The organism is Paenibacillus hodogayensis, assembly GCF_039536325.1.
GTDB lineage: Bacteria > Bacillota > Bacilli > Paenibacillales > NBRC-103111 > Paenibacillus_AB > Paenibacillus_AB hodogayensis.
On sequence record NZ_BAAAYO010000001.1, the window covers coordinates 474,379 to 486,345 of the forward strand.

General features: G+C 51.2%; 12 protein-coding genes and 1 pseudogene. 10 read left to right on the top strand and 3 right to left on the bottom strand.

Annotated features, from left to right (window positions below):
* Positions 1 to 97 precede the first annotated feature (97 nt).
* The 6 genes and pseudogenes from ABD796_RS01760 (at position 98) to ABD796_RS01785 (ending at position 4,526) form a co-directional block, all read left to right on the top strand.
* Positions 98 to 784, top strand: coding sequence for a carboxymuconolactone decarboxylase family protein (locus ABD796_RS01760; protein ID WP_344901896.1), 687 nt, complete (start codon positions 98 to 100; stop codon positions 782 to 784).
* A 24-nt stretch (positions 785 to 808) separates the two neighbouring features.
* Complete coding sequence (locus tag ABD796_RS01765) at positions 809 to 2,182, top strand: LLM class flavin-dependent oxidoreductase (RefSeq protein ID WP_344901899.1); 1,374 nt, start codon at positions 809 to 811, stop codon at positions 2,180 to 2,182.
* Positions 2,183 to 2,189: 7 nt separating this feature from the next.
* Positions 2,190 to 3,035 (top strand): sulfurtransferase, encoded by an 846-nt coding sequence (locus ABD796_RS01770; RefSeq protein WP_344901902.1) that lies wholly within the window; start codon positions 2,190 to 2,192, stop codon positions 3,033 to 3,035.
* A gap of 302 nt (positions 3,036 to 3,337) precedes the next feature.
* Positions 3,338 to 3,673, top strand: a complete 336-nt coding sequence (locus ABD796_RS01775) for a DUF1801 domain-containing protein (RefSeq protein WP_344904147.1) — start codon at positions 3,338 to 3,340, stop codon at positions 3,671 to 3,673.
* Between the two features lie 28 nt (positions 3,674 to 3,701).
* Positions 3,702 to 4,013 (top strand): annotated as a pseudogene (locus tag ABD796_RS01780) (ArsR/SmtB family transcription factor); the annotation flags it as partial.
* An 18-nt stretch (positions 4,014 to 4,031) separates the two neighbouring features.
* Positions 4,032 to 4,526 (top strand): SRPBCC family protein, encoded by a 495-nt coding sequence (locus tag ABD796_RS01785; protein ID WP_344904150.1) that lies wholly within the window; start codon positions 4,032 to 4,034, stop codon positions 4,524 to 4,526.
* A 210-nt stretch (positions 4,527 to 4,736) separates the two neighbouring features.
* Here ABD796_RS01785 and ABD796_RS01790 read toward each other — a convergent pair whose 3' ends face one another.
* Positions 4,737 to 5,816: an NAD(P)/FAD-dependent oxidoreductase gene (locus tag ABD796_RS01790; protein WP_344901905.1), complete on the bottom strand. Its 1,080-nt coding sequence runs from the start codon at positions 5,814 to 5,816 to the stop codon at positions 4,737 to 4,739.
* 316 nt (positions 5,817 to 6,132) lie between these two features.
* On the opposite strand from ABD796_RS01790, the gene ABD796_RS01795 reads away from it, so the two are divergent.
* Positions 6,133 to 7,074, top strand: coding sequence for an NAD-dependent epimerase/dehydratase family protein (locus ABD796_RS01795; protein WP_344901908.1), 942 nt, complete (start codon positions 6,133 to 6,135; stop codon positions 7,072 to 7,074).
* Positions 7,075 to 7,311: 237 nt separating this feature from the next.
* On the opposite strand, the gene ABD796_RS01800 is transcribed toward ABD796_RS01795, so the two are convergent.
* Positions 7,312 to 8,076, bottom strand: coding sequence for an SDR family oxidoreductase (locus tag ABD796_RS01800; RefSeq protein WP_344901911.1), 765 nt, complete (start codon positions 8,074 to 8,076; stop codon positions 7,312 to 7,314).
* A gap of 188 nt (positions 8,077 to 8,264) precedes the next feature.
* On the opposite strand from ABD796_RS01800, the gene ABD796_RS01805 reads away from it, so the two are divergent.
* On the top strand, positions 8,265 to 8,726 hold the full coding sequence (locus tag ABD796_RS01805; RefSeq protein ID WP_344901914.1) for a MarR family winged helix-turn-helix transcriptional regulator: 462 nt from the start codon (positions 8,265 to 8,267) through the stop codon (positions 8,724 to 8,726).
* Between the two features lie 199 nt (positions 8,727 to 8,925).
* A complete protein-coding gene (locus tag ABD796_RS01815) occupies positions 8,926 to 9,804 on the top strand; it encodes a haloalkane dehalogenase (protein WP_344901917.1) in 879 nt (292 codons plus the stop codon).
* A 223-nt stretch (positions 9,805 to 10,027) separates the two neighbouring features.
* On the opposite strand, the gene ABD796_RS01820 is transcribed toward ABD796_RS01815, so the two are convergent.
* Positions 10,028 to 11,302 carry an MDR family MFS transporter gene (locus tag ABD796_RS01820; RefSeq protein WP_344901921.1) on the bottom strand — a complete coding sequence of 425 codons (1,275 nt, stop codon included), beginning with the start codon at positions 11,300 to 11,302 and terminating at the stop codon, positions 10,028 to 10,030.
* Positions 11,303 to 11,438: 136 nt separating this feature from the next.
* On the opposite strand from ABD796_RS01820, the gene ABD796_RS01825 reads away from it, so the two are divergent.
* Positions 11,439 to 11,927: a GNAT family N-acetyltransferase gene (locus ABD796_RS01825; protein WP_344901924.1), complete on the top strand. Its 489-nt coding sequence runs from the start codon at positions 11,439 to 11,441 to the stop codon at positions 11,925 to 11,927.
* Positions 11,928 to 11,967 lie beyond the last annotated feature (40 nt).

An 11,967-nucleotide genomic window follows, 5' to 3' on the forward strand; every position in this document is an offset into this window, starting at 1 on the left:
ACAAAATCGTGATCCGATGCTATTATAGCATTAAATTTCATATTAAGCACATTGTTTTACTAGGATATATTCCCATAACCGATGCGGAGGAATGACCATGACAACCCCTAACGACAGCCTGTACGCCCGATCCTATTATACGAAATACGCCGCCAAATTCGTTCCGTTCGCGCCGGATACGTTCAAAGCGTTCTCCGAGTTCAACAAGCTGGCTTTGCAGGACGGCTCGCTGTCGGGCAAATTCAAGGAGCTGATCGCGATCGCCGCCGGACACGCTACCGGCTGCCCGTATTGCATCGACATCCACGTGACGACCGGCCGCAAGCTGCAGCTTCGCCAAGAGGAAATTTTCGAGGCCATCGCCGTAAGCGCGCTGGTGAAGGGCTTCTCCGCATTCTTTCACGGCCTCAACACGCTCAACGCTCTGGCGGAAAACCCGGACGACGAGCTGTATCGCCGCTCCTCCCTCTCCCGGCTCGATCAGTTCGAGGAGATCAATGAACCGCTGTATACGGCCATTCAGGAGTTCCGCCGGCAGGTGCTGACCGGCTCCTCCCTTGTCACCCGCAAGGAGAAAGCCGTCATCGCCGTCGCCATCGCGCACATTACGGGGGACGCCTACAGCATCGAGCATTTTACCGGCCTCGCCAAAGAGGAAGGCGCCACGCTCGCGGAGCTGGCCGAGACGATCCTCGTCGCCGCCGCTCTCAAAGCCGGTTCGGCGCTTGCCCATCGGGTCAACGCCTACCATGCCTACACTCGAGACGAAGAAGCGCAAGGCTAATCCCGCCAAACGGAGGTAACCGATATGACCGACAACCGCATGAGGCTCGGCACGGCGTTTCTCGCCACCGGGGAGCAGATGGCTTCCTGGCGGTATCCGGGCACGCCTGCGGACGGTGCCGTCAATCTCGACCATTACGTGCAGATGATCCGCAAATCCGAGGAAGGCAAATTGGACTTTGCGTTTATCGCCGACGGATTGTATATTAACGAAGTAACGATGCCGCAGTATGTAAGCCGGTTCGAGCCGGTTACGGCCATCTCCGTGCTGGCGGCGCACAGCACCCGGATCGGCCTCGTCGCCACCGTGTCGGCCACGTACAGCGAGCCGTTCACCGTCGCGCGCCAGTTCGCCTCGCTGGACGTGCTGAGCGGCGGACGCGCCGGCTGGAACCTGGTCACGTCGGCGCTGGACGGAGCGGCTCTCAACCATAGCCGCGACGGGCATCCGGCGCATGCCGACCGCTACGAGCGGGCCGCCGAGCACTTAAGCGTCGTGCGCGGACTGTGGGACTCGTGGGAGAGCAACGCCTTCATCCATAACAAGGAGACCGGCGTATTCTTCGATCCGGACAAGATGCATCGTCTCGATCATCGCGGCAAACATTTTTCCGTACAAGGGCCGCTCAACATCGGCCGGACGCCGCAAGGGCACCCCGTCGTCTTCCAGGCCGGTTCGTCCGAAGCGGGCAAGGAGCTGGCGGCGCAAGGCGCGGAAGCCGTGTTCACCGGCATGGGCGGCGTATCGACGATCGCGGAGTCGAAGCGGTTCTACGAGGACGTCAAAGGCCGGCTCGCCAAGTACGGCCGCACCCGGGACGAGCTGAAAATTTTGCCGGGCATCTCCCCGGTAATCGGCTCCACGGCCAAGGAGGCGCAAGCCAAATACGAGCGGATCGCCGGGCTGATCGACATCGAGACCGCCTTGCGCTACTTGGGCCGGTGGTTTAATCACCACGATTTTACCCAATATCCGCTGGACGAGCCGTTTCCCGAGCTGGGCGACACGGGCAGCGAGAACTACAAGAGCGTCACCGACCGGATCAAGCGAAACGCCAAGGAGCAAGGCTTGACGCTGCGCCAGGCGGCGATCGGCAACGCTACCCCGAGGGGACCGCTTGTCGGGACGCCCGAGCATGTGGCCGATGTGCTGGAGCAGTTTTTCCGAGCTGGGGCGGCGGACGGCTTTATTTTGCTCGGTCACGTGCTGCCGGAAGGATTGAACGACTTCGTCGATCATGTCGTCCCCCTGCTGCAGGCGCGCGGGCTGTTCCGCACCGAATACGAGCATGCGACGTTGAGAGGGAACCTCGGATTGCCCGAGCCGATCAACCGTTATGCGCAAGCGTGGACCGATTCGGCAGCCTCACGCCCAAGCTATACAACCGGAAAGGAATGAGATCATCGTGAAACATACCGTATCCCAACAATGGCTCTCCGACCGTCTCGGAGAAGCCGGTCTGGCTGTCGTCGACGCCCGCTTCGTAATGGGCCAGCCGGACGCCGGACGCCAAGCTTATGAACAATCCCATATCCCCGGAGCGGTCTATTTCGACCTGGAGCGGGACTTGTCCGCGCCGGTCGGCGTGCACGGAGGCCGTCACCCGCTGCCCGATCCGGATGAGCTTGCCGCGAAGCTGGCGAAGGCGGGAATCGGCAACGACACCCGCGTTGTCGCCTATGACGATCAAGGTGGGGCGATGGCGTCGCGCTTCTGGTGGCTGCTGCGTTATTTGGGCCACGAGCAGGTGTATGTGCTCGATCAAGGCTTCGCCGCCTGGAATAACGACGGACTCCCGACCGAGTCCTCCCTTCCCCAGCCGACTCCGGCTTCGTTCGCGGTCCGTCTGCAGGAAGAGCTGCTTGCCGGCGTAGCGGATGTGCAGGCCAAGCTCGGACAAAGCGATACCGTGCTGCTGGACTCCCGCGAGGCTCCGCGATACCGCGGCGAAACCGAGCCTTTGGATAAAGCGGCCGGACATATTCCGGGAGCGGTCAACAAGTTCTGGAAAGGGATTTTGAACGATAACGGCCGGGTCAAGGACGAGGCCGCTTTGCGCGAAGCTTTCGCCGACCTGCCGCGCGACCGCGACATTATCGTCTACTGCGGCTCCGGCGTAACGGCTACGCCGAACGTGCTCGCCCTGAGCGAAGCAGGCTTCGAGCGCGTCAAGCTGTATGCGGGCAGCTGGAGCGATTGGATCTCGTATGAGGGGAATCCGATAGCGACAGGTGAGGAAGAAAAGGCGTAAGGCCGCGTCGGACACGGATTTGGGGGCTGTGACAGGTTGCCGGTGGGCAGGCTGTTGCAGTCCTCTTTGCGCTTTTCTGTCAACAACTTGCAAACAGGAAGCCGACGAAAGAAGTTGCAAGAGGTACGGAGCCAGTCACAGTCTGGCAGTCGGGTCAGGTGATTGTTGAATGGCTTCAACATGCCAAAATGGTTACCGCAAAAATAATAATAAAAATTCCTTTACAGGAATATTCCCTATATGGTATATTCGGTTTGTGGAAAAAACAACCAGTTGAATGAAAAGGAGTTGATAAGGAAGTGATGAACGAAGAGGTTACTGCCTACATCGAGAACTTGGGAACATGGCAAATTGAACTTGCTAAGCGGCTGAGAGAGATCGTTCACCAAACCATCCCAGCGGTTGAAGAGCGGATTCAATACAAGAAGCCTCATTTTCTGAAAAACGGTCACTATGCTGCGGTGATTTCGCCTTCAAAGGATGCGATTGCCTTCATGATCATGAACACCGCTGGCATGGAGTTTCCGAAGGGCTTCGAAGGCCCGCCGGAACGGAAATGGATCAAAATGAAAGAGGGAGCTTCTCCGGACTATACCTTGCTTTCCTCTTTACTTGCTCAAGCCTCCCAAGCGCTCTGATGAAGAGACGGCTTTTTGGGGGGATGAGATGGATCCGGATACACTTGGTGCTTTAGCTGAACCCACTCGTTTACGGATAGTGGAGCTGTTGCGCAATGGCCCTCTTACCGTAGGGGATATTGTGGAGAAACTTCAAATCCGGCAACCGCAAGCATCCAAACATTTAAAAGTGCTTAACGAGGCACAACTCGTAGAAGTTCATCCTGTTGCCAATCGCCGGTATTATAAGCTAAGATCTCAGCCCCTTCAGGAGCTGGATTCCTGGCTGAACACGTTCCGCAGTCTGTGGGAAAACCGGTTTGACCAGTTGGAAGAATATCTATTACAGCTTCAAAACCAAAGGCCGGGAGGAATAGAAATGGAAAACCATGAAGTAATGTTGACTCGTGAATTTAACGCGCCGCGCGAACTCGTATTCAAGGTGTGGACGGAGGCGGAGCATTTTGGCAAATGGTGGGGACCAAAGGGATTCTCGCTCGAAATAAGTGAGATGGATGCTCGTCCGGGAGGAAAGTTTCTAGGTTGTCAGAAATCCCCTGATGGGATGATTATGTGGGGAAAATTTGTTTATCAAGAGGTGAACGCGCCAGAGAAACTCGTGTTCGTTCAATCATTCAGTGATGAACAAGGGAATACAGTGCGTGCGCCATTCAACCCGAATTGGCCGCTTGAGATTATTAACATCCTGACCTTTACCGAGGAAAATGGAAAGACTACAGTAACATTCAGCGGCGGTCCAGTGAATGCATCGGAGGAAGAAGTGGCAGCATTCGAAGCCATGAAGCCGATGGTCAAGCAAGGGTTCGGCGGTACATTCGAGCAGTTGGACCAATACTTAGCCAGCCAACAATAAAGGGGAAAGCGACGTTCCAATTATGGAATGTCGCTTTTTGATATTAATCCTCCTGCCCATTCGCCCTCCGGGTGCTACCTTGCATCACTTGTCTTGGCGTTGATACCACTGTTGCACAAGCCTCGTCGGTTACGGGCTTCTTGCTCACTAAGTACTCCCAACCGCAGCCAAGGATAGCGGTTCAACATTGCAGTTGCATTGCCATCAACCTCACGCCTGAGAAACAGCGGGATCCTCCTTCGAGCGGTCCTTAAATCGGGAGAGCCGACAAGGGTCTAATTCGCTTCTTGATTCCCGATCGATGATCTCACTTGCAGCAAGACGCGCAATCAGCGGCGCCAGTGTAATCGCAGAATGCATCACAGCCAGATAAAGTCCCTTCATGTGATCATGGAAGCCCACGATCGGATAGCCGTCTTCAGGCATTGGTCTCATCCCGACCTTGATGCTTTCCAGTTCCAATTGGTTCCCGCCCTTCAGACTGCGACGCAACGTCTCGAACGCTCGCTTGCCTACCGCCTCTGGCCCGTTTTCCTCCGACTCGTCGAGATAATCTTCCGCAGCCAGCAGCGTATGATCCGTCAGTTGACGGGCTTCAAATTGCGCATTTGAGATTAAGGTGCGTATCAGCCTATTCGCAGTTTTCATCCGAATCAATATGGAAGGCGACGGCGTTACCGGCACGTGACAACCTAACGGGTCGCAAAGTTCGGGTACGCCCGTGCCTGCGGCCAATACCACGACATCCGACTCCAGAAAGCCCGTGGACGTATGGACCCCGACCAAGCGGGAATCTCCTTGCTTCAGCTGTGTAACGTTGGTAGCGAACTGAACCTTTGCTCCATACTTCTGCGCTTTACTCAACAACAGCTCCGTTAACCCTATGGGATCCACCGCACCTTCTTCGCTGGCAAACATCGCTTCATCCGGATATTCCTTCAAATTGGGTTCCAATACCACTAACTGCTCCCGGTTTAATTTTTGCAAACGAAGTTGCTCCCTTAGGGTGGGATTTCCCCAAGTCAGTGCTCCGTGCCAATGAATTTGCAGTTCGGACAGCTCTTGCTGAAGCGCATGATATTCTTCCACAGCCGCATCATACAAATGCCAGTATTCGGGAGCAGTCCTATGCGTCGTATGGATCCAGGCAAACGATTTTTCCGTGACTTCTCGCGCAGCGGCGGGGTGTCGTTCAATAACTGTTACATCTTGATTTCGTTTGGCCAGCTGATAAGCCATGGATGCCCCGACAATCCCTGCGCCAATAATCACGATTTTTTGTTTTCTCAATAATGACTCCCCCTTGTCACCCTATTGTAACATAGGCATCATGGTAATCCGCCGTCATAACATACGAGAGCAACTGGAGTAAATGGACTTCGTATGAGGGAAATCCGATTGCGACAGGAGAAGAGTACAGGCATAAGAACGGTTCTCAGTGACATGTGTGGATGGGGATATCAGCAAATGGAGTATAAAAAGAATGCCGAGGTCAACAGAGGTTAGCGTTGCTTTAATATTTATTGTAACGGAACTACACTAATTTTCATTTTTTTGTGATACTATCTAATTGCTCAATGATTATCATCAAAAAATGGAGAATCCTATGCATATCCTTATAACAGGTGGAACAGGTTACATTGGGACCGTGCTCGTAGAAGAATCAGTAAAGGCTGGGCACAGTACGTATGTATTAACGAGAAATAAAGAAAAATCACAAGCTTTAGAGAAGCAAGGCGTCAAAGTAATAATTGGAGATATGTTGCAGGATGGACAGTGGCAGCAAAAGATAAATGAAATGGATGCGGTTATTCATTTAGCAGCTCCACCAACGTGGGGGAAAAAAGTAACCAAAAAAGTGGCGCTTTCCTATGCAGATGGGCATTTGCAGTTAACAAAACGCCTTTTTGAAGCGATTGATCCCCAGCAGCTGAAGCGTCTTATTTTTGTTGGTGGTACAAGTTATTTTGGTGATTCAGGTAATAAATCTCCTAAAACAGAATCCTTCCAAGCTGAACCAAAGGGTTGGGGGCCGTATATTTCGCCTTCAATTAAATATGCAAAAGAAAAAATTACGGAAGGATATCCGGCCTCCATTGTGTATCCTGCACAAATTTATGGACCTTCTTCATGGATGGAACAACTATATTTACAGCCGTTATTTACCAATAAACCGGTTACATCTTTAAAGGGCTACAGTCCTTATTTTTCACCTATTCATATTGAAGATTGTGCACGTGCCTTTTTACATTTAATTGAGTATGGTGAAATTGGAGAAGATTATATCATTTCTGATCTACAGCAGCTGCCTTCCGAAGTGTTAAGAGATGAAATTATAAAGCTAATGGGTGTGACTGATCCTAAAATCCGTGCAGTCCCTCGTTGGTTGTGTCAATTAGTGTTAGGACCCGTTCTAACAGAATATGCCACTGCCCACACTAACTTTTCAAGCAAAAAACTTCAGGAAACAGGGTTTAAGTTCCGTTATCCGACGTATAAAGAAGGTTTGCCACAAGTCGTTGAAGCATGGCTTAAGATGCAATCCTAGCAAAACGCTTGCATGATCGGACTTCGTCTTTGAAAAGTAGCAGTTGCTTTTTTCTGTACGACGAGAGTGGTTGCAGGAAACCCGAAGCCAGCCACATCAGGGCGGTCGGGACAGGTTGATCTTGAATGCTTGTCCCCCTTGTCTCGGTCCATCCAGAACAGGAGCGGTGAATTCTTCTCAACCTGAGCAACGATGCACCCCAAGTGACTGCTACGATGATGCGATTTTTCCGTTACTTTACAGATGAGATCCGCCACTTGCATCAATGAATTGACCCGTGACCCATCGGCTGTCCGACGAGGCTAGAAAGGCAGCAATATCTGCAACATCTTCAGGCTCTCCCCACCTTTTGAAGGTTGAAAGACCAGCGGCAGTTTTCTGTCCATTGGGATTTTGCAACGTCCCGGCATTCATCTCTGTATTAATGATGCCAGGTTGGATGGCGTTCACCGTAATATTACGGCTCCCAAGCTGTTGAGCCAAGACGAGCGTAAGCGTATCGACTGCCCCCTTCGACATGCTGTAGGCGAAAACACTGGGGGAGGCCACACGTGTTACAAACGAAGAGATATTGATAATATGGCCTCCATCTCTCAGACGCGGTAAAGCTTGTTGGGTTACAAAAAGCGGTGCTTTGACATTAATGTTCATGACCTCGTTGAAAGATTCTTCCGTCGTTTCTTCAAAGGTTACAATTTGTCCGATTCCAGCGTTATTCACAAGAATGTCAAAACGATTATCGCCTGTACGTTCCCGAAGGGCTTCATCCAAAGTCCCGTATAAATCATGAATGCCGTTAAGGGTACTTAAGTCAGCACCGATCTCGAATGCTGCCCCTCCACTCTGCTCGATCTCGCGAACTACTTCTTCTGCGGCATCCTGGTTTTTGCCATAGTGAACGGCCACTAAAGCCCCTTCTTGTGCCAAGCGTATCGCAATGCCACGACCAATCCCCCGGCTTGCACCGGTTACTAAAGCGATTTTACCCTTCAACTTACTCATGCCTTCATCTCCTTGTTTGGAATTCATGGTTAATTATATTTCAAGGTGACATTTCAAATGTTGCTCTCTCATTCGCCATTCATGTTTGTCGTCAATAGCTACGGGCAAATAAATTAGTTGCAATAACAGGGTATTCGGCGTATGATGAAATTAGTTGCAATAACATCCTATTCACAGGGGGGAATAACGTGAGCGAGCATTGGAGGCAGAATGACAAGGGCGCCGTGGAATCGCACGGTCAATACATCTCGGCGATCTACCGACACATGCAGGTATTGATCACAAGCGAGCTGGCACCCTATCGAATCGGAAGCGGACAGTATATTTTTCTGATGGCGATCGCGCTTCAGCAACCGATCACTCAGAAGGAGCTAAGCGAGAAACTGCTTATTGACAAAACGACTACCGCCAAAGCGATTTCCAAGCTGGAAGCAGAAGGTTACGTATGGAGGGAAGCCGATCCCGCCGACAACCGCTATCATCTGCTCTATTTGACCGAATCGGGACGTCAGGTGGTACCTGAGGTGCAGGAAGCGCTGGGTCACGTTAAGAATAAAACGCGGAAAGGCATTACCGATGAAGAGTATGACTTGTTAATAAATTTGCTGAAAATCGTGCTTCGCAATCTGACTGAGCAGAAGGAAACGTAAGATGGGCGGGTACGCGAGAACAAACTTGACGGAAGAGCTGTTGACTTGGGCCGGCGTTACAAAGCATCCGCATCGGTTCGGAGGGGTGGAATTTTAAAACTGGGTATCCGTTTATTTAAATACCGAGCAAGATATTGATTGTGCCATTGAAATCGCTCGTTCTAAATACGATCGAATAAAAGTGAAGGGTGAGATGTAAATGATTAACGAGGCATTCCCCTATGAGAAAAAGCGAATTCAAGTATTCGGATCAGAGATGGCTTATGTGGATGAAGGAAACGGCGACCCGATCGTCTTCCTGCACGGCAATCCGACATCCTCCTTTCTCTGGCGCAACATTATTCCTTATGCCCAGAAGTTTGGCCGCTGCATTGCGCCCGATCTCATTGGAATGGGCGATTCCGCAAAGCTTCCGGAAAGCGGTCCTCACGCGTATACCTTTGCCCAGCACCGCCGTTATCTTGATGAACTCCTTGATCAGCTTGGCATAGGCGAGCGTGTGACCTTCGTGGTGCACGACTGGGGATCGGTACTGGGCTTCGATTGGAGTAAGCGCCATCCGGACGCGGTCAAAGGCATCGCTTATATGGAAGCGATTATTAAGCCGCGCCTTTGGAGTGACATGCCGGAGAATGGACGTAAAATCTTCCAAACGCTCCGGACGGAGGAAGGAGAGCAGCTGGTGCTGGAGCAAAATTCGTTCATTGAGTTCAACCTGCCGGTCGGTATATTGCGCAAGCTGACCGATGAAGAGATGGCTCAATACCGCAGGCCTTTCCTGGAGCCGGGCGAAAGCCGTCGTCCCATGCTCAGCTGGGCACGCCAGCTTCCGTTCGTTGGAGATCCGACTGGTATACCGGAGATTGTCACCGAGTATGGAGAATGGCTGGCGCAAAGTGCTGTTCCCAAACTATTCATTCAATGCGACCCCGGCTTACTGCCGCAATCCCACATCGATTTCTGCCGTACATGGCCATCGCAGACCGAGGTTACTGTGCCGGGTCGCCATTATCCCCAAGAAGACGCACCCGACGAAGTTGGCGAAGCGCTTGCCGTATGGCTGAGTAATTTGAATTAATTTTGCGTCGAAGCAATAACCTTAATGGGGTGCGTCCATCCTCCTGGCCATCCACCCTTCCAGGTGCTACCTTGCATCACTTGGCATTTGGTTGGCGTTCCGTTCGGCTCGACCCAGCCACAGGGGAATCCTTCCCCTTGGCTCGAGCCATACTGTTCCGCCAGCCCCGTCGTCCACGGGCTCCTTGCTAAGAGACCCTACATTTGTTTCTGGACCTTCCAATCTAGCGTTCATCGGATAGCATTGCGGCTTCCTTCTTTCCGTAGTCTACGGAAATCATTTTAAATACTTGTACATAAAGGATAGAGCTGACAATGGTCGCCAAAAAGATGAACCCGAATACCATTAGCGGAGAGAACCACGACGACAGAAAAATGGTGGCGGGCGCTATCAGCCTGCCAACATAAAACTGAAGATTGGCCGCACCCATATACTGGCCTCTGGCATGGTCAGGCGCATATTTACTGATGAAGCTATCGGTTACGGGGCTCCGCGAAAGCTCGCCGAACGTAAATACAATCGTGAAAAGAAACAGCAGCCATACATACGTCGTGAGGCCAATCATAAACATCCCCGCTCCGAACAGCAGCGAAGACAGGATCAGGACGTTGCGTTCGGGCCATTTTTCAAACCATTTTGTCACCGGCATGACACACAGCACGAACAATAAACCGTTAAGCCCGAGCATCCATCCGAACACTTGCGCACTGCTGAGGGATAACGTGAGGTGAGAGAATGCAAACAACGTCTGGGTAGGCACATTCTCTTTGACATATAGCGCCAAATACATATCCAATTGCATAAAAGCAAGGGTGACCAAAATTCCCGCAACTATATAAAGAGCAAAAGCCTTGTCCCTAAAGATAACCCCATAACTTTGCGCTTGTTCCTTCAGAATGCCGAGAAATTTGCTTTCGGACCGTTTCGTATCGGCCGATGACGGCAGCGTCTCGCGGATCCAGACCAGGATGGCGATGAAATACAATAAGGTTATGGTTGTACAAGCCCAAAGAAGGCCATTCCGGTATTGGAAAAAGAAAACGGAGCCGAGAGCCGGCCCAAATACCGCTCCGATATTCCGGCCTGTCACAAACGTGGCGAACACCATCCGCCTGTCCTTTTCCGGCGTCACATCCGCCACCATTGCCGAACTGCCCGGCGTGTAAATCGCTCCCCCCAAGCCAAGCCCGATATAGGCCAAATAATCAAGCCAGTGTGACGAGGATAGCGCAAATCCGGCAAACATGGAAGTTTGCAGAAAAGCGCCCAGCAGCATGGCGGGCCTTCGGCCCCATCGGTCGGACAAATACCCGCCAAACAAGCTTCCCAGCAAACTGATCAAGGGAGGCACCGCCATCAGCATGCTCGCTATGGATTTGCCAAATGCGTCGCTAAAAAACAGCATCATGAACGGAAAATACATCCAGAAAAACATACTGAAGAGCGAGTCGCCGATCAATCTGATTTTTAAATTAAGGTCCCATTTGGACCAGTACATGTAGTTTTCACCCCCACTCCTCCCGCTTCCGGTGCCGCCCGACTTTGCTTACACCGTTTACCGCTGTTTGTGAAAAGGATTCCTTTCTTTTCTGGCGAAATGAAGGGTATAAAGGCGTAAAGGAGGATAATGGAAATTGATTCAACTCGTTCCTGTATCGAAAGCGGACAAGGAAATTCTTCATCATCTTTATCAGTTCTATCATTATGATTTTAGTCAATTTACCCAAGAAGATATCAATAGCTTTGGGCTATATGAGGTCCGTTTGGAAGTTTACTGGCAAGATCCTCGATGGAACCCCTTCTTTATTTATTCATCTGGCAAAATTGCCGGATTTCTAGTTGTTTTATTTGAAAATTATGACGTTGATCCAGATCCCACACATGTCATTTATGACTTTATGGTTCTTAGAAAGTATAGAAGAAGTGGGATAGGGAGGCAAGCCGCGAAACAGGCATTTGATTTATATAAAGCGAATTGGAAAACTGCCCAAATGAGCACGAATGAACCCGCCATTCTATTTTGGCGTGACGTGATTAAGGAATATACGGCGGGTAGTTATACCGAATTATTTAGAGAAGACAAAAATAAATATGTACAGATGTTTAGCACCAAAGAAACATAGCGAACGTTTTAACCCATTACCAATCCCATCTGCTATATTC

Bases quoted from the DNA above. Each gene is read 5' to 3' on its own strand.
- ABD796_RS01795 (WP_344901908.1), top strand. From the start codon at position 6,133: ATGCATATCCTTATAACAGGTGGAACAGGTTACATTGGGACCGTGCTC.
- ABD796_RS01820 (WP_344901921.1), bottom strand. From the start codon at position 11,302: ATGTACTGGTCCAAATGGGACCTTAATTTAAAAATCAGATTGATCGGC.
- ABD796_RS01800 (WP_344901911.1), bottom strand. From the start codon at position 8,076: ATGAGTAAGTTGAAGGGTAAAATCGCTTTAGTAACCGGTGCAAGCCGG.
- ABD796_RS01775 (WP_344904147.1), top strand. From the start codon at position 3,338: ATGAACGAAGAGGTTACTGCCTACATCGAGAACTTGGGAACATGGCAA.
- ABD796_RS01760 (WP_344901896.1), top strand. From the start codon at position 98: ATGACAACCCCTAACGACAGCCTGTACGCCCGATCCTATTATACGAAA.
- ABD796_RS01785 (WP_344904150.1), top strand. From the start codon at position 4,032: ATGGAAAACCATGAAGTAATGTTGACTCGTGAATTTAACGCGCCGCGC.
- ABD796_RS01815 (WP_344901917.1), top strand. From the start codon at position 8,926: ATGATTAACGAGGCATTCCCCTATGAGAAAAAGCGAATTCAAGTATTC.
- ABD796_RS01765 (WP_344901899.1), top strand. From the start codon at position 809: ATGACCGACAACCGCATGAGGCTCGGCACGGCGTTTCTCGCCACCGGG.